Origin of the sequence: Sporolactobacillus putidus, assembly GCF_014647035.1 — a bacterium.
GTDB lineage: Bacteria > Bacillota > Bacilli > Bacillales > Sporolactobacillaceae > Sporolactobacillus > Sporolactobacillus putidus.
Genome location: NZ_BMOK01000016.1, coordinates 38,043 through 55,503, shown reverse-complemented (window position 1 = coordinate 55,503; position 17,461 = coordinate 38,043). Strand labels below are relative to the sequence as shown.

Annotated in this window: 14 protein-coding genes; 2 read left to right on the top strand and 12 right to left on the bottom strand. The window is 44.8% G+C overall.

All coding sequences use genetic code 11. The features are described from left to right. Positions 1 to 14: 14 nt before the first annotated feature. Positions 15 to 230: a copper ion binding protein gene (locus IEX81_RS14520; protein WP_047035339.1), complete on the bottom strand. Its 216-nt coding sequence runs from the start codon at positions 228 to 230 to the stop codon at positions 15 to 17. Between the two features lie 67 nt (positions 231 to 297). Further along, positions 298 to 2,697, bottom strand: coding sequence for a heavy metal translocating P-type ATPase (locus tag IEX81_RS14515; protein WP_188804629.1), 2,400 nt, complete (start codon positions 2,695 to 2,697; stop codon positions 298 to 300). Positions 2,698 to 3,242: 545 nt separating this feature from the next. Between IEX81_RS14515 and IEX81_RS14510 the strand changes: the two genes are divergently transcribed. Next, the gene (locus IEX81_RS14510) at positions 3,243 to 4,913 is read left to right on the top strand and encodes a multicopper oxidase family protein (RefSeq protein ID WP_188804627.1); all 1,671 of its coding nucleotides are present in this window, start codon (positions 3,243 to 3,245) and stop codon (positions 4,911 to 4,913) included. Positions 4,914 to 4,973: 60 nt separating this feature from the next. Next, positions 4,974 to 5,213: an SHOCT domain-containing protein gene (locus IEX81_RS14505; RefSeq protein ID WP_047035260.1), complete on the top strand. Its 240-nt coding sequence runs from the start codon at positions 4,974 to 4,976 to the stop codon at positions 5,211 to 5,213. Between the two features lie 174 nt (positions 5,214 to 5,387). Here the strand turns inward: IEX81_RS14505 and IEX81_RS14500 are convergent, their stop codons facing one another. The 10 genes from IEX81_RS14500 to IEX81_RS14455 all read right to left on the bottom strand — a co-directional run bounded on the left by IEX81_RS14500 (position 5,388) and on the right by IEX81_RS14455 (position 17,452). Further along, positions 5,388 to 5,954, bottom strand: a complete 567-nt coding sequence (locus IEX81_RS14500; protein ID WP_010027048.1) for a YdhK family protein — start codon at positions 5,952 to 5,954, stop codon at positions 5,388 to 5,390. A 673-nt stretch (positions 5,955 to 6,627) separates the two neighbouring features. Then, complete coding sequence (locus tag IEX81_RS14495) at positions 6,628 to 7,524, bottom strand: conjugal transfer protein (protein ID WP_047035262.1); 897 nt, start codon at positions 7,522 to 7,524, stop codon at positions 6,628 to 6,630. Between the two features lie 17 nt (positions 7,525 to 7,541). Further along, the gene (locus tag IEX81_RS14490) at positions 7,542 to 8,549 is read right to left on the bottom strand and encodes a bifunctional lytic transglycosylase/C40 family peptidase (protein WP_010026243.1); all 1,008 of its coding nucleotides are present in this window, start codon (positions 8,547 to 8,549) and stop codon (positions 7,542 to 7,544) included. Then, a complete protein-coding gene (locus IEX81_RS14485) occupies positions 8,546 to 10,822 on the bottom strand; it encodes a CD3337/EF1877 family mobilome membrane protein (protein ID WP_010026245.1) in 2,277 nt (758 codons plus the stop codon). Before IEX81_RS14485 ends, IEX81_RS14490 begins: the two co-directional genes overlap by 4 nt. Then, positions 10,823 to 13,273, bottom strand: coding sequence for a conjugal transfer ATPase TcpF (tcpF, locus tag IEX81_RS14480; RefSeq protein WP_188804625.1), 2,451 nt, complete (start codon positions 13,271 to 13,273; stop codon positions 10,823 to 10,825). Next, a complete protein-coding gene (locus tag IEX81_RS14475; RefSeq protein WP_010023712.1) occupies positions 13,242 to 13,649 on the bottom strand; it encodes a conjugal transfer protein in 408 nt (135 codons plus the stop codon). The genes tcpF and IEX81_RS14475 overlap by 32 nt, the downstream gene beginning before the upstream one ends. Positions 13,650 to 13,685: 36 nt before the next feature. Continuing rightward, positions 13,686 to 14,186 (bottom strand): antirestriction protein ArdA, encoded by a 501-nt coding sequence (locus IEX81_RS14470; protein ID WP_010023710.1) that lies wholly within the window; start codon positions 14,184 to 14,186, stop codon positions 13,686 to 13,688. 186 nt (positions 14,187 to 14,372) lie between these two features. Then, on the bottom strand, positions 14,373 to 14,594 hold the full coding sequence (locus IEX81_RS14465; protein ID WP_010023708.1) for a hypothetical protein: 222 nt from the start codon (positions 14,592 to 14,594) through the stop codon (positions 14,373 to 14,375). 64 nt (positions 14,595 to 14,658) lie between these two features. Continuing rightward, a complete protein-coding gene (gene mobT / locus IEX81_RS14460) occupies positions 14,659 to 15,861 on the bottom strand; it encodes a MobT family relaxase (RefSeq protein WP_010023706.1) in 1,203 nt (400 codons plus the stop codon). 190 nt (positions 15,862 to 16,051) lie between these two features. Next, positions 16,052 to 17,452, bottom strand: a complete 1,401-nt coding sequence (locus IEX81_RS14455; protein WP_188804623.1) for an FtsK/SpoIIIE domain-containing protein — start codon at positions 17,450 to 17,452, stop codon at positions 16,052 to 16,054. Positions 17,453 to 17,461 lie beyond the last annotated feature (9 nt).

Below are 17,461 nucleotides of genomic sequence, written 5' to 3'. Positions count from 1 at the left end.
GACAGATTTAAACGTCAGTGCTGTCCAACAACATCGTATCCTTGTTCTTCGACGGCTTCTTTCATTTTGTCGTATTGTACTTTCGTTTCATCATAGTCGACAGCGGCTTCACCTGTTTTCAGATCAACGGAAACAGCAGATACCCCGTCCAGACCATTCAATGTTTTGGTCACCAGATTCTTGCAATGGTCTCCCATCATACCTTTAACATCAAGCTTTGTTTTTGCCATAAGTCGTCAATCTCCTTTTCATCTTTTTTGATGCTCTACAGCTTCTCAGTCAAAAAACCTTTCAATTTCAGACTTTGACCCGTTTCAGACGTAAACTGTTCGTCACGACGGATACGGAACTAAAGGCCATGGCAGCGCCGGCTACCCAAGGCGCAAGCAGGCCGAGTGCGGCCACTGGAATGCCAACCGTATTATAGAACAGTGCCCAGAACAAGTTCTGACGAATGTTCCGCATCGTTTTCCGACTCAAATCAATCGCTTTTGGAATATGAAGCAGATCGCCACCGACCAATGTGATATCAGCTGCCTCAATTGCCACGTCTGTTCCAGTGCCAATTGCCATGCCGATATCTGCTGTAGCCAATGCCGGAGCGTCATTTATTCCATCACCAACCATGGCTACCTTCAGTCCCTTTTCTTGAAGAATTTTCACTTTAGCTGCTTTTTCCTCGGGAAGAACCTCGGAAAACACATGGTCAATGCCTGCCTGTCTGGCAATCGCCTGAGCCGTCCGCTCATTATCGCCCGTAATCATATACACCGAAAGACCACGTGTCTTTAATTCTTCAATGGCTTGCTTCGAAGATGTCTTGATCGTGTCTGCAACGGCAATAATACCCTGAAGCTTGCCATCGTAGGCAACAAACATTGCCGTTTTTCCTTCAGATTCAAGCTTCTTCATCCGTTCCTCAGTCTCAGAATAAGAAATGCCTTCCTCTTTCATCAGCCGCCGTGTGCCGATTACTATTTCCTTCCCGGAAACTATTGCTTTAATACCATAACCGGCAAGGGCTTTGAACTGATCCGGTGATGGGAGATCCGGGCTGCTTTGCTTTCCATAGGTAACAATCGCCTGCGCCAGCGGATGTTCACTGGCTGATTCTGCCGAAGCAGCAAGTGTTAAGAGTTCTTCTTTTGCTGCGCCATTCAGTGCAATAATGTCAGTAACTTCCGGCTTACCATTAGTAATTGTCCCCGTCTTATCGAACAGAATGGCCTGCAGACTCTGGGTTGTTTCGAGATATTCACCTCCTTTAAAAAGAATGCCGTTCTCAGCCCCCTTGCCGGTTCCAACCATGATGGATGTCGGCGTTGCCAAGCCTAAAGCGCAAGGGCAGGCAATCACAAGGACACTAATAGCCGCAATCAGTGCTGGGGCAAACTGACCGGGAGTGACAAACAGAATCCAGACAAGAAATGCCAGCACCGAAATACCGATCACAATCGGGACAAAGATACCCGAGATACTGTCAGCGAGCCGCTGGATCGGTGCTTTTGATCCCTGGGCTTCCTCAACAATCTTGACAATCCCGGCAAGTGCCGTATCTTTCCCAACTTTTTCAGCCTTCATGGTCAGCGTTCCATTTGCATTCACCGTTGCGCCGATTACTTTGTCATCTTTTCCTTTTTCGACAGGGATGGATTCACCAGTAATCATTGATTCGTCAACAGAAGAACGGCCGTTGACAACGATACCATCTACAGGTATTTTTTCTCCAGGTTTGACACGTAACAAATCACCGACAGCAACCTGATCGATCGGTACTTTTCGTTCCTTCCCGTCCTCAATGATTGTCGCCTCTTTGGCCTGCAGTCCCATCAGTTCAGTAATCGCCGCAGTCGTCCGCCTTTTTGCACGTGATTCAAAATATTTACCCAACAGGACAAGCGTAATTAAAATCGCACTCGTTTCAAAATACAGCTCAGGACTGGTGAGTCCGCCGAACTGATAACGGAGTGTCTCGAACGCGCTATAAAAGTAAGCAGCACTCGTACCCAGTGCAACCAGAACATCCATATTGGCACTCTTATTTAATAGAGCCTTTGTACCACTGATATAAAACTGGCCGCCAATGTAGAACTGCACAATACCAGCCAAGATGAGCTGGAACCATGGATTCATCAGCAACTGAGGGATCGGTAGGCCTGTGTTAAAGGGCAAGTGTGCAATCATGGTGTAAAGCAACGGCAGCGAAAGAACAGCGGACAAGACCAGTTTCTGCAGCTTTCTTTTAAGTTCCTTCTCTTTTTCGTCCGTCGCCTGTTCTTGTTTCGGGACAGCCTTGTAACCGAGTTTCTTGACTTGATCATAAATCGCAGTAGGTTCGGTGATCCCGGGCTGAAAGATCACAGTTCCAGACTCAGTCGCTAGATTAACCTGGGCTGATACTACACCTGCCATACGGCTCAATCCCTTTTCAATACGCGCGGCACAAGAGGCACAGGTCATACCAAGAATATCCGTATCCAACCTTTGCGTTCGCACGCCGTAACCCAGCTTTTCAATCTTTTGTACAATGTCCGTGGGTTTTGCTTTTTCCTCATGGATGGTCACCTTCGCTTTTTCCAATGCGAGGTTGACATTCGCTTCGACGCCATCCATCTTATTGAGCGATTTTTCAATCCTTGTCGAGCAGGAAGCACAGGTCATCCCTGTAATCCCAATCTGCATTGCCTTTGAACTCATCCATTTCATCCCCTTATATCCGTTCATCCAGAAGTCAATGTGAACCCCCAGAATAAATGATTTGTATTTATTCCAACTAAAGATTCAGGTTAGCAGCTCCTGCCATCTTCTTTCAGCTTTATTATACCCATAGGGGGTATGCGCGTCAAATGATAAATCGAGCGATCTGTTATACCTAGTCGTGAGGCTTTTCGTAATTAAATGAAGGCACTGCTTATCCCTTGGTCTCATTTATTCTAATGAACAGATGTGTAGTTTTTGTTAGGATATGAAAAATATCATATCTTTTTTGAAATCATTTGCGAACAAGCACGAATAGAAATGGAAAATCAGAGAAACATCAGGTTTCCTTATTCCCTCAGTTCTAAGGAATGATACGATCTCTGCCTTTTATATTTAACATTTAATAGCTATAGATTTCTTGATCATTACGATCTCTAGATACATTGATTTAAACTTTATTTTTATTGAGTATTTATAAATCTTCACAGTTTCTCCACATTTGTTCGATACACTTGTGGAAACGAGATAAGGAGAGTGTACCCATGAAAAAGTTTCTTTTCGTCGCACTGGCAATTTTCACACTACTCATCATTACTGCGTGCTCTGCGACTACAGAAAATAGCAACAAAACAGCCAACAAGCAGGCTGCGAGCAGCGAATCAGCTGCTTCAGAATCACCCAAAATATTGAGAGGGCCAAATATTACGCTTGTTGCCGAAAAAGGGACACAAAAATTGAGCAACGGCGTTACTGTCCCAGTTTGGACGTTTAACGGATCAGCACCCGGACCGGAAATTCATGTACAAAAAGGCCAGAAAGTGCGTGTCACCTTAAAGAATGAGCTTTCTGCACCCGTTTCGATTCACTGGCACGGTTATCCAGTTCCTAATAAAATGGATGGTATCCCAGGTGTCACACAAAACGCTGTAGCCCCAGGAAAGAGCTTCACTTATGAGTTCGTTGCTGACAAAGCAGGCACTTATTGGTATCACTCTCACCAGGATTCAGTGAATCAGGTGGACCGAGGGTTATATGGGGCCTTCATTGTTGAAGATCCTAAAGAAAAATATGATAAGGATTACACCCTAATGCTGGACGAATGGGTGACCGATAAAAATCAGATCAACAGTCAGATTAAAGCGATGACACCTGCGGGTCAAAGCAATAAAAACAACGGAGATTCCGGAATGGGCAGCATGCCCGGCATGGATATGGGCGGTTCAGATCAAGGCAGCTCAAATAGTGGTGGCAGTAGTGGAATGAATATGGATAATATGGACAACAGCAGTTCAGATAGCGGAAACAGCAACGTCATGAATATGCCCGGGAATATGATGGCCGATAATATGAGCATGTACGACTTGTACACGATTAATGGAAAAAGCGGCAGTCTGGTTAAACCTCTGACGGTCAAGAAAGGGGATAATGTTCGGCTGCGTTTCATTAATGCCGGCTACCTCCCGCATAACATTCATATCCATGGTCACAACATTAAAGTAATTGCAACTGATGGTCAGCCTATAAACAATCCGCAGGCCGTTAAAAACCAGGTCATTTCCATCGCACCAGGTGAACGATATGATGTAGCCTTTACTGCGGACAATCCGGGAAAATGGTATATCGAAGATCATGGAACAGCAAAGGGTACGAACGGGATGAAGGCCTTAATTGACTATGAAGGTAGCAAGGCTACAACCGATCAACCTAATGCAAGCACACAATTGCCGGCTATAAACTTTGCTGACTACGGGTCTAAAACAAAACCTGAGTTTACGCTGAATCAAAAATACGACGTCACCTATACCATGAACCTTAATGCAGGTATGAACAATAATGGGATGATCTATACGATCAATGGGAAAACCTTCCCAAATACAGATCCGATTAAGGTTAAAACGGGGGATCGCGTGAAGGTCAAGCTGGTCAATCGTGATCATATGAATAACCATCCAATGCATCTCCATGGCCACTTTTTCCAGGTTTTGAGCAAAAATGGCAAACCGGTCAACGGTTCCCCCATTTACAAAGATACGTTGAATGTAAAACCGGGTGAAACTTATGAGGTTGCCTTCCTAGCCGATAATCCGGGTAACTGGCTGTTTCACTGCCACGATCTGCATCACGCGAACGCAGGGATGATAACCGAGGTCCAGTATACAGATTTCCATTCAAGTTATGTTCCAAGTTCTTCGAGTAACAATAAACCAGAGTAAGTATTCTTAAATTAGAGGCTAAACGATCATGTTACAATAGTCTCAAAGGTGGTGGTAGATATGATGGGATGGAATGGTGGTATGATGAGTGGTTTTGGCTTAGGTATGGGTTTTATCGGATGGCTTGTGCAACTATCACTGTTTATTGCCGTGATCTATCTAGTGATTACCCTAATTAAAAAAATGAATCACCATTCAGACACCAATAAACAAGGGTACGCGATTTTAAAAGAACGATTTGCCCAAGGTGAAATCACAGAGGATGAATACAAAAAAATGAAAAAGATCTTGGATGACTGATCATGAGATAGGTCTTAAATAAGTGTGAGGGGGAAAGTCAATATGACTTTCCCCCTCACTTTTTTGCATGAGTAGCTACTAATTCATAGAAAAATTAAAATCTGCAAAATGAGCATCGGTATACCTTGAATAAAAGGAGAGGAAAGAACGAATAATGATCAAAATATAGATGAATTATCGAGATATCAATTCATCTTCAGTCACCCATTTATGGTTTTTTATCACTTTTCCAGTCTTAGTATCAGTATAATTGACCATATAAATATTCGTTTGCTTAGCACTGTCAATTGTTGCTTCTGCGCCCATCATCCCTGGCATATGGCTGGCATTTAGCTTAACCTTTGTCCCCGTTTTGAGAAGTCCTTTGTTGTGAGTCTGTAACTCTTGCTGGATAACCCACTTATGATTTCTAACCACCTTCCCACCGTTAGTTGGATGATAAGTAACAGTATACACATTAGTAGTATAAACTCCGGCAACCGTTCCTTTAGCATTCATCATACCGGACATATGATCTGTTTTCAGCGTCACTTTACTCCCCTTTTTAAATTCAGGATTCATTGTTGCCACAAGGCCCTGTGGAACATCGCGATCCGACATAGCGTGCTGATCATGATCTCTATTCATATCATGGCTCATGGAGCTTGAACTGTCATTTGTTCCCTGGTTTGTGCTACACCCAGTTAACGCCACAACAAGAACTAATAAAAAAAAGGATACGCAGAATTTTTTTATTGCCAACGCTGATCACTCCTGACACAATAAAATTAATCACATCAGGTAATATACCCTTTAAGATGAAAATAAATCGTATGCCCTGTCAGATTTGGGAACTGCGATGTCTCCCCTTCCAGGGCTTGTACTTACGTTATAATAAGGTTATAGAGTTCCTACGGAGGTATGCCAGTTGGCTAGTAAAGAGCTCGATAAAATCATTGAAGAATACAATACATACGAGATGCGGAATCAGTTTATCATACCTAGTTTATCAATGATGAACGCCTTAAAGCATTTTGTACCATAAAAAAAGCATTACTAAGGTGGTTACTGAAATTGAAAACAGTACCCTTGGCAATGATTTTAAGAGATACTTTAGTCCACCTAAAAAAAGAAAAAAAGCCCGAAAGAAAAATGCATTCTCTCATTTCCCCTCGTATTTTTCCTGTCAAGACAAAAAGACAGCCCGAATAAACTCTTCTTTTATAATGCTACGAAGTTGAACCATTAAGACTGTATGAGAATATTTCACCGAGTCCTGAAAAAACCTACTGGCAGCCGGTGGGTTAATATTAGGCACTTATTGAAAAAAGTAATCAAGAAGCTAAACTTCTTTTTTTCATCCAATACTTCTACTGATATTTTTAACTTTTCTGAGATAAATGGCTTAACTTCTTTGAACTAACCGAAATATTTTTTATTTAACAATCATCCAATTTTTATCTTTTTGCAGAGTCAAATCAAGCTGTGAAATCTGCGTCGCCTTTGTTTGCTGATCGAGATACTTCACGGATACTGAAACCTGCACTTGATTGCCCACTTTCCGATACACCGGATTGATCATCTCTGAAAAGACATAGTCCTTGCCAATCGGTTTCAGCACATTGTCTTTGACATAGTAGGACAGTTCTTCTTTACTTGCAGTAGGATATAGTTTAAAGAACGTTTTTAAAAATACGTTGATTTCTTCTGTCGTACCTCCATTCACCGTACCATCATTTTCTACTGCTTTTGGCTCATAACCTGACTTCACAGGAATCTCACAAATGGTGGGATTTCTGACGATGACCATGTTTCCGGCTTTATCCATATAGACTCCCACCTCATAAGAGGCATTCACCGCCTTTTTTGTGTCGCCCTCCGTTATCAGCTGATCAACGGAAAAAATGACGGCATACTCGTGTTCATCGATTTGCCTTACCTTCCAGATTTCCACGTCGTTAACTGAAGAAGAGGTAGGAATGTCCCTGCGAATGGTGTCGATGTTTAAATCCTGTAATTCTTTAGTCAGATACCCTTTGAGAGCTTCTGTCCGTTGGTCGATTACATTCTGGTTGTTTTTCCATGAATAATAGACTTTGGCAAAGTTTTTGATGAAATTTTCGATCGGGTTGATATTTATCACTTGTTTTTCAATCACTTTTGTTTCATGAACCGTGTGCCTATTGATGGCGGTAAAATTTTTGTAGATGCCAAAAGCAACACTGCTTATCAGCAGAATCCACAGAAAAATGACCCATTTTCTGTGGATTCCGACTTTCATCACGTGGATCTTTGGGGACTTGAGCTGCTTTTCTTTTTTTCTTATTTTCATAGCTTAAATCTTCCTTTCTATTTGTTTTTGATCCGACCGGCGCTGACTAGGTGTTTCTGCCAGTATGAGGTTGTAAGATCGGCATACCCAATCGGATCACCAGCTTGATACATGCGATTGTTACCGACATAAATACCGACGTGTGTGATATAAGTAGCTGCATTATAGGTATCGTGAAAAAACACCAAATCCCCCGGTTTCGCTTCCGATAGCGGAAGATGCTGCGTGACGTCATACTGTTCCTGAGCTGTCCGAGGCAGTCTAATGCCCGCTTTTCCAAAGCTCCATTGCGTCAATCCACTACAATCAAAGGACGTGTTGGGATTGTCTCCCCCAAACACATAGCGCCAGCCTTGATATTTCAAGGCTTCGTTCATGATTGCCTGAACGGTGGCATTGTCGAAATGTGCCACGGTCAAATATTGCGAGACCAAAGCGACATAGAACATATTTCCGTAACGGTATCGCCAGCCACTATTTTTCTTCAATGCAATCGGGTTTGTGTAAGAAACTTTTTCCCCATCGGATTTTTCTTTCGCAAAGTTCTCCGCAAGTTCAAAGGTGTATTTTTTACCGTGGCTCGCCACGTAATCGATGAAATTTCCTCCATAGTTGTAAGATTGAATCACGGTATTGATGTCGCCTCCTTTTTTCCTAGAAGACTTTAGTAAAGCCGCAAAATATTTGCACCCTTGCTGAATCGACTTCTCCACAGTAAAGGAATGCTGAGGTTGTCCGGTCGAGGCCATCGACTGCATGACATCTGTGCCACGACCTCCGCTTTCCACCTGCATGATGGCAAGCAAATCACCGACATAGCGTTCGATTTGATATTTCTTGGCATACTTTTCCACCATTGGCTGGTGGGCCAGTACTTCCTGTGACAGATTAGCACCTGCAAGATCGATCCCATTGCCGCTGCCGTCTCCATCCTCTTCATTTGAAATGAAAACAGCGACAAAAATTAGTAGGGAAATCAGCATAGCGAAAACGGCACCGAAGATTAGCCAAACGTTTAATCTCATTTTTGGCTTCCTCTCTGCCTACGAGTCACGCGTTGCCTTGTCTGTTGACCCGTTTCTGTCCGATTATGCCTGAGGGTTGCCTCTTGTTTTTTGATCATCGTGGCCAGTTGTCGGCTCTTTTTTGGTGTAAACGGTTGTCGCGTTGCGTTTGGATGAGTCGGTGCGTGCTCTTTCTGCGTCGCAACTGGGCTTCTCCTGTTAAGATCCTGCTTGGTGAGATCTTGGCGTACTGTAGAATCTGGCATCTGGACGACCGGCCGATTGAGCTCGGTATTTTTTGCTTGGCTTTTTTTCGCCTGATCCTTGAATGAGTGGATTGAGTTTATCGTCCTTTTGTTTGTCTTCAGCGTGGAATCAGGCATTACAGACCGTGCAGGTGCCGAATGAGGCCTTGCCGTTTTTTGCTTCTTGGCTGGTTTATCTTTTGTTAATTTGGTTTTAGGCCGTTCAACGAAATCCTGTTCGGTTGCCTTTTGTTGACGGTCCCGGTTAAGTTCCAGTCGGCGTTGCGCAATCGTCGGACGCTGCTGCATTTGGTTCTCTTCACGGTTCTGTTTTTTGTCCGCGATTTTTTGCACTGTACGACTTTTGGCGTCCTCTGTCTTTTTTGTCATCGTGTCGTGCTTTTCTGTCTTCCCATGAATCAAGACTTGGCGGGTATTCAAAGGTAAAGCCGCTGTTTGCTTCTTTCTTGGATTTGGGTTGTCCGTGCTTCGCTTTATTGTCTCTTTGCCCGCACCCGCTGACCGACCTGTACGGGGCTCAAGCTGGGATTTCTTTGATCCTTGTGTTGGACGTTGGCTGCGGGTTTGCGTCCGTTGGGAAGCTCCGGACCTCGAAGCTTTTGCCCTTGCCCCAGGGCCAGCTGCCGCACCGGTTGCTCCGGCCGTAAAAAAGCGACCCATTTTCCGCTTCCATCGCCGCGTCTCGCGATGTAAGAACCGATAAGGCCGTTGCAGGATTTGGCTTCCCATCTGCTGAGAATCACTCGCCTGCAAGTGGAATAGACCCATAAGGTCACCCAGTTTGGCGTAAATACCTGCAAAAGTCACAATCTGTAAAAAGGCAATCAGGAAAAACGGGAATTCTCCGGATAGGGCGTAAAGCATGGTGGAAATGGAAAAGGCAATCGTGACAATTAGCGTAATGCCTGCCCGTGTCATGATGACATTGAAAAGCTTCATGATGGCCTGTTTGCCCATGCCATTAAAGCCCGGGATCATGGAAAGCAGAAAACTGATGGGCAGGAAGAGGGCATAGATGATGAACAGGATCTGCGAGAAAATCATGATCCCCGAAAGTAGAAACACGAAGATGGAAATCCCGATATTGAATAGAAACAGGAAGAACACCATCCCCAAACGTGGGGTCGCCTTGGTGAGTGTCAGGTTCTTATTGCCTTCTTTTTCAATTTCCTCTTTAACAACCGCTTCCCGGTCTGCGCCGTTGTTTGCGTCCGGATCTGCGGACAGCAGCTTTTCCACCCGTTTCTGTCCGATTTTAGTCATATCAGAATTGCCATACTGTAGAAGCAGCCAGGGCTGCTGCACTTGTATCGAAAACAAGTTATCCCGGATGAGGGCTGCGCTGTCCTGGCCATGACTTCCCGAGTGTGGCATCACCATTTTTGTCCCCAGCGACAGACTAGCCTTGCTGATGTCCGCCGAAAATCCATTGATTTTGCCGATATAGTCTGGGGCATAGGCAATAAAGGAAGCGGACAGAAGAAAAACCACCAAAAAGTTCATCACGGCGTGAATCACTTTGGTGGTCTCTCGCTTGATCAGCCCCACATAGGCCACATAGATCCCGAGGATTAAAATAAAAATCAGCAGGAACCCTGGATAAAAGCCAGAACTATGAAAGCCGCTGGGCGAAATTCCTGCCAATGTTTGCATGTTTTTTCCAATCGCGTTTGCAGTCTTGGAAACGAAATCTAAGGAATAGGCTTCCTGTACGAGATACCCTGTCGCATTGGACAGGTAAAGAGAAAGCGTCCAAATAAAATTAGTGATCGCGTATAGCCCATACATGACCTGTTTGCCAATGCCATCGGTCCAATTCCACGGCAGCCAGTCCCATGAATTATCCACATAGAAATCGAGCTGGTAATTGCCCAAAGGATATTTAGAGTAAGCATTCTGAGCACTGACCGTATCATCGACAAGACCGGCCGCATGGGCAATCGTTCCAAGCAGTGCGAAGAAAAGCAGCGATCCAACCGTGACCAAAAGAACAGCCATGAAAATTTTACGTCTCTTTTTCAGGTGCATTTAGGTCACCTCTTTTCTGACCGGTGGACGGGTGTCAAAGGCATGGAGCAGTTCCTCAAAGACCGGATGAATCTGGATGACACCTACACGGCCATACAAGTCAGAGATAAGGCACTGGCCATTTTCAAGTTCACGTAATCGTTTCTGGTTTTGTTCATCCTCCTTGTCCACGCCGAAGAATTCCAGTGTCTTCTTGATTTCGTGTATATCCGTCGAACGAAATGCAAATTTCAGACCGATATTGTTTTTCATCTTCTCATCCAGTAAATCATCTGCGTTCTGGGTTACGAAATAAACACCGGCATTCATGGCGCGACCAGCCCGCACCAGCTTGTTGGAAAGGGTCTTCCCCTGTGCCACCTGCAAAAAGCTCCAGGCTTCATCCAAGTCCACCATTTTAAACACGCTGCGGTTGGAGTGAATGAAATCAAGGGCAAAGGTGCTGATGACAATTAAAATCGCCACACTTAAAAGTTCCACAGTCGTGTATTCCTTAAATTCGGTTTCAGCATCTGGAAGCACCAAGTCCGCCACTTGGATGATGTTCAGCTGCTTATCCAGGCTAATCGACTGAACGGTCATGCCATCAGAGAACAACAAGTGTCCCAGGTTACTGTCCTTAATGCTGTCGATATGGTCAGCCATGCTGCTCGCAACGGAGGTGCCCTCCTTGTATAGCTCGTCAATGACGCACAAAAGCCCTCGTCGGTCGCTTTGCGTCACCCGACGGATCGCCTTACGAAGCGTTGGGAACTTCTCACCATCCCGACTGGAAATGCCTGTGAGAAAGGTAAGGATGTCGATGGCGAGGCTCTCTGCGTCCTTCGTCTGTTTCATAATCACATAAGGGTCAAGTAAGCCCTTGTTGCGTTCCTCTCTGGTCAGATTGATGATGTTAATTTCCTCGGCAATTTCCGGTAGCGTTTCCTTCCACCCACCACGCTCGGATTTGGGATCTAAGATCACCGCCTGTCCCCCGTAGAGGACGGCATAATAGACGAGTAAGTTGTTCGAGAAGGATTTTCCGCCGCCAAGGGAACCAAGAAAAGCCGCTGCAAGTGCATTAGTGACAGACCCTTTCACGCCTTGTGCTGCAAGGCTCGGCTTTAAGTAAACGTTACGCCCGGTGTCCAGATTATAGCCGATATAGATCCCCTCTGGTTCCCCAAGCATCTGCGCGGCCCCAAAGCCCAAGCTTGCAAGAAAGTCACTGGTCACATACTGGATATAATCATTCATATACCGCTTGCTGGCAGGAAGGAACTCACCGTGCAGCCCGATCATGTCTCCGAACGGTCGCACCAGTTTAATGCTTAAATCGTCGTAGAAGTCCATGACTTCGTTACATCGACGCTTCAATTCGTCCAGATCCGGCGCTGCTACCCGTATCACGTAACTGAGCTTATACATCGCTTCTTTGGTCTGGTCGAGATTCGCTTCCAGCTCGCTGACACTATCCAGGGCTTCCATCACGTCGTTACCTGACTCATTATTAGACTGCCAGGCATGGTTATCTAAGTCTTTCAATTCTTTTTTCTTGTTTCGAACCGTCGTTAAGGCTTTCTTATTCGTGACAATGTCCACATTCATCGATGTATCAATTGGAAACGTAAATTGTTGTTGCTGATAGTAAAAAATTTCTGAGGAGGGGAAGTCCAGCTCTCGTACAATCGAATTGATCGTGAAATAGGAAACATAAGTCGTCTGGTCTTCCTGCTCGATTTTCAAATATCTCTGGTTTTCCTCGACAAGGCAGCGAGTCGGCTTGATGAGGTCATACCGCTTCACCAGCATTTCCTGCTTCAGTTTCTTTGCCGGTAAATGGTAGGCATATTCCTCATAGGGCGAACCCGTCTTCCCATAAAGATGTTCAATCAGATAGCCAAAGTCATCTTTATCCAGCCTGCGAACTTTGAATCTGCGGGAAATCTTGCTTTCCAGCAGGTGTTCCATTTTCATAAACCGGTTAATCTCTTTCGTACTCATGCTGACGAAATCGCCCATCAGTTTGTGATTGACCTCGTAAAGGAAATCAGAAAAGGTCATCAGAATGGATTCACTGATCACCTTAAGGCTGACTTCCTGTTCGTTTAAAAGCAGTTTGAAGCCAATAAAAAAGCGATAGTCGATTTGGTTTTCACCAATCATTCCGACTAACGCTTCAGTCTGTTCATCAATTTTCCGGCAAGCAATGTCTCTCAATCTTCCAGAGATTTCTTTCTTGCTTCGCTCCTGCGTGGCCCGAATACTTGATTCTGTAGCAATCTGCAAGGCATGAATTTTCCCGTCACGGCTCTGGGCGACCAACTGACGAAAATGCTCATGCACCTGGTATTTTTCTTCTGGACTCAGAAAGGAGTAGTTGTAGGGAATCAGTTCATAATAGGCGAAACATTCCCCGTCGTGATTAAAAACGAGGTTATTTTCGATGTACTTGATCGGATACAGCATAACGTTCCCTCCTCACGGCGGTAATCGCTCCACCGACGGTCTCTTTTTTCAGCTTCACAGACTTTCCAGCATAGGTGACTTTGGGACGGAGCATATAGGAAAATACGGATTTCAGAAAGCCATAGGGCTTTTTCCCATCAAAGGTCTTCTGTGACATGAACCACGTGAAGCCAACCGGAAGACCCACATATTTCAGCAGGACGCCATGAATGAAAGACAACGGTGGCACGTTCGCAAAGAGCACCACCAGCAAGAGCGAGCAGACAAACCAAGCCATTTGCGTAAAAGTGACCGGAAAGGGTAGTTGGAAGTCATTGATGGCGTAGATCACCTTCTCCACGTTCCAGATGCTAGTATAGCTTCTGATTTTTTTCATCTGTCACTATTCCTTTCTGTTTAAGAGACTTTTTAGTTAACTGACGTATTCAAAAACACCGTGGGAAGTGACGAGAAAATTTCCTTCCAACTCCAAATCCCGTCCATAAGCTTCATAGTCAATATAGTTTTGCAAATGAGAAGGGACTTCACCAAGGGTACCTGACTCTTCCAATAGGTAACGGGCCACATTCTCCATATCATCACAATCGGGATAACAGATGATGTCATCCTTATGCTCCACCATTTCTTCAAAACTGCCAAAAAAGGCGTTCTGGATTTCTCTCATTTCCTCCTCAATCGGTGTTCCTTCTAATTCCTTCGCTAGAGAACACAGACGGTTGATTTCCTCAATGGGCGTGTATTCATCAATATCAAAGGGCAATTCGTAATCGTGGATGGCATATTCTTCATATTCATGATTCAATCCGATACGCTCCTTGACCTCCTCAAAGTCAACGGGTGGAGTGAACCATGCACCGACTAATTCGCCCTCATTGTACTTGCCAAGATTGGCTATATAGACTTTCATTTCCATCTATATATCACTTCCTTTTCCTAAAAATAGATACAAAAAAAGCAGTGGTTTTCGACTGCGCAATGGCTACCCATTAAATTTATTTAGATAAAAGTGCATTTCCCTGTCGCACTACCGTTTGACGTACCTGTTTTTTGGCATGCATAAGAAAAGCCCTTATACATGCCAAAAGAACAGGTGTTAAAGTTACGCACCCACGACTCTGTTAAACAGATTCAGTAAGACATCTTTGACACCTGCCGCATTGAAGACTAATCCCACGGCAATCAAAGCAATCACTAGAAAACCAATCAGCTTGGAAAATTCCCGTTTAAAACCGAGATAAAGCCCGATGACCACAATCGCCATCAAGACGAGAGACTGAGCATTATTTAAAAACCAAGTGTATAAATTCCGTCCAAAATTCATGAGCGATTTCTCCTTTTATACATCCAATTTGTGATTAAAATTTCGTTGATGCATTGTTTAAAGATCATTTTTGCCGATGATGATTCGTGACCATCTGTTCGGCAGCATCGGCCTGCTGCTGGACTATTTTTTCGTGGCGTTTCGTGAGCTTGGCATGCCGGATCATGTCATCAATGACGGTAGTATCTTTGATCTGGTCGAGCCAAAGCGCCACTTTTAATGTCGGGGCCACCTGTCGCTGTAACCAGCCTAAGGTCCGGTCAAAAGAATACGGCTCCGGTTGGGTGGTTAATTTCAATTTCTCCCGGTTTTTTCCGATAAACCAGGCCCAGTTTTCGTTCATTTTCCATGTGCTGCGTCGCTTATTTTCCACTTTGTCCACAAAACGCAGGTAACGGTTGATGATGGAAAAAGCCGTACGCTCCGCATCGTGGTAAGCCATCAGGTCAAGGATGGCGTGATCGGCACGTTCGTTTTTCAGGCGGATTTCAAATCGGTTTTTGACTTCGGCTTCGTCGATAGGGATGTCACTCTTTGCATACTGCTCGTAGTCCTTTTCATAAAGGCAGAAATAGATTTCACTTTTTAGAGAACCGATATAGAGCGTGTGCCCCATGGCTTCCTTTTCCTCTCGGCGGATGAGCTCGCCGCTACGGTAACTTTTAAAGCTGCGAAACACAGAAATACATTCTTCATGTCGGCATTTTTCCGTCAGCTGCGGAATATCCAAAATGTCTGCCTTGTCATTGATCGCTAAGTCCAGCCTCTTGAATACACCGCCCTCGCAGATGGCATCCATGAAAAAGTCGGTCCAGCTTCGGTGTTGGGCTAAAAGGAATCCCTCAAACTGGCGGCAGCCTCGTCCTTTCAGTTCCAGCAGCACACCTTTTTGTTCATCAGGAGAGACCATCACAAAAATATCTCCCAAAGCGTAATGTTCCGTGTAGGAATAGAAGCCATAGTCTTCATGAAGCATGTAGTTCATTTTCAAAAGCAGAATGTCTTCAATGACATGCTTCACATCCGTGGTTGGGAATCGTATCCGCACATAGTCAAACAGCATCTCAAGTGGTGCATCGGGATTGAGCCGTTCCAATGCTTTTAGTAACGCCGTTTTGATGTCATCCGATGGGGAAGCCCTGCTGTTTTCAATATCGTTGAGATACTGTCTGGTCATTCCGGCAACAACCGCCAGGCGATTTTGTGAAAGGCCGTATGAAAGCCGCTTTTCCTTCAGATGTTGTACCCATAAATCATTTTCGCTCAATGATTACCCTCCAATCAAAAAGAGGATGTCAACTGAAAGGGGCATAGTTGACATCCTCCAAAAATTCCAGAAACCTAGACAGAATAGGGTGTTTACTGGATTTTGAAACTGTTTTTTATTGTATTTGTGCCCCCCTGTTAGATACGGGGGGCTAAATCGCTGGCGTGGCTGACGCCACACCAGCAGCAGGCTAGTCCGTCCCTTCGGCTTTCGCTTCGCACGCCGCCTGTCCGTCCTGCCTGCTTCTTATCAGTGTTCCAATCTCTTTTATAAAATTGTGTCCTTTAGGGACTAAAGGGGTATAAAACTCTGAGATGACACTTGTCCCTGTATCCACATAACCTCGCCCTTTGATTTGTTTTAGGAAAAAATCCTTTTCCACCTCACCAAACATCATGCTGTAGCCCATTTCCGACATGCGTCCCAAGGCCACACGGAAGTTGAATTGGTCACGAATCCCATCGCCTAAAAATTTAGCGTCTGGACGCTGGCAGGCAAGGATCAGGAAGTACCCGGCCTGTCTCCCAAGCATGACGATCCGTTTCAACTTGGTTAAAACAACAGAACTCTCTTTCCCAAGCATTTCCATGAACGCCACGTATTCATCAAAGATGAGGAAGTGAGCGGGCAATCCCAGATAAGCATAGTTCTCTCCGGTCTTGTAGCCAGTCATCTGTTTCATGGCTTCACTGCGTTCCATCATACTGTCATAAAACTGGTTCAGACAGGCCATCATGTCTTCTTTCTGATGATGGACATTCGGCATGACTTCAGAAAGATCAGCAAGATCCGAATTTTTTGGGTCAAGGACATAAAGCATGGCGTTTGTGCGCGCTAAGGCTTCAATGAGTGAGAAGATGAAGTAGGTTTTTCCTCCGCCTGTTCCCCCAGCAATGAGCATATGAGGTAACTTATCATACTCCCAATAAACAGACTTCATCAGCTTTAAGCGCCCGTCTTTAGCAGTGACTTCTTCAATGGAAATACGATTCGCAATCGTATCATAGAGCAGGGTATATTCTAGATAAGAATCCTTGAGCTCTTTGTCCACCAGTTCACAGTACAAGCCACTTTCCAGCTTCTTTTCCAAGTGCAGGAGCTGATCCTGATATTTACCCAACGTAATTTCTACGTGGATGTGAATCAGTCCATCTTTGAGCCGGTAATACATCTTTGGGAAATGGCGGATTCTCTCCTTTGGCCTGCCGGATGGTAGGTCTTTAAAGAGCCCGTCATGTTGCACCTGTTCGGATTCATACCATTTATTTTCTAGGATCATTTTGGCTAGCTTTTGGCGGTGCACGAGCTGTTTCACTCTATCTCGATGAAAGTGGTAATAAAGGCCGGCCACAAGCATGCTTATTCCTGCAGCTACACTGACACTGAACATGAGATAGGGCGTGATAGCAAACTGCAAGCTGCCTTCATGCAAAAGTCGTACCTTCTTCCAGTCCATTAGCATGAGCCGCTTCCCATGAAAGGCCAGCAACACGAATAGGAAAACAAGAACGAGTGAGGTAGCAGCAAATCGAAAGACAAGATGTTGATCACCCGCTCGAATCCTTTTTCCTTTATAGATGAAATGTTTCATAAATGATCC

What these genes read in the sequence shown, in the direction of transcription:
- IEX81_RS14520 (WP_047035339.1), bottom strand. Translation starts at nt 230, where the DNA reads ATGGCAAAAACAAAGCTTGATGTTAAAGGTATGATGGGAGACCATTGC.
- IEX81_RS14515 (WP_188804629.1), bottom strand. Translation starts at nt 2,697, where the DNA reads ATGAGTTCAAAGGCAATGCAGATTGGGATTACAGGGATGACCTGTGCT.
- IEX81_RS14510 (WP_188804627.1), top strand. Translation starts at nt 3,243, where the DNA reads ATGAAAAAGTTTCTTTTCGTCGCACTGGCAATTTTCACACTACTCATC.
- IEX81_RS14505 (WP_047035260.1), top strand. Translation starts at nt 4,974, where the DNA reads ATGATGGGATGGAATGGTGGTATGATGAGTGGTTTTGGCTTAGGTATG.
- IEX81_RS14495 (WP_047035262.1), bottom strand. Translation starts at nt 7,524, where the DNA reads ATGAAAATAAGAAAAAAAGAAAAGCAGCTCAAGTCCCCAAAGATCCAC.
- IEX81_RS14490 (WP_010026243.1), bottom strand. Translation starts at nt 8,549, where the DNA reads ATGAGATTAAACGTTTGGCTAATCTTCGGTGCCGTTTTCGCTATGCTG.
- IEX81_RS14485 (WP_010026245.1), bottom strand. Translation starts at nt 10,822, where the DNA reads ATGCACCTGAAAAAGAGACGTAAAATTTTCATGGCTGTTCTTTTGGTC.
- tcpF (WP_188804625.1), bottom strand. Translation starts at nt 13,273, where the DNA reads ATGCTGTATCCGATCAAGTACATCGAAAATAACCTCGTTTTTAATCAC.
- IEX81_RS14475 (WP_010023712.1), bottom strand. Translation starts at nt 13,649, where the DNA reads ATGAAAAAAATCAGAAGCTATACTAGCATCTGGAACGTGGAGAAGGTG.
- IEX81_RS14470 (WP_010023710.1), bottom strand. Translation starts at nt 14,186, where the DNA reads ATGGAAATGAAAGTCTATATAGCCAATCTTGGCAAGTACAATGAGGGC.
- IEX81_RS14465 (WP_010023708.1), bottom strand. Translation starts at nt 14,594, where the DNA reads ATGAATTTTGGACGGAATTTATACACTTGGTTTTTAAATAATGCTCAG.
- IEX81_RS14455 (WP_188804623.1), bottom strand. Translation starts at nt 17,452, where the DNA reads ATGAAACATTTCATCTATAAAGGAAAAAGGATTCGAGCGGGTGATCAA.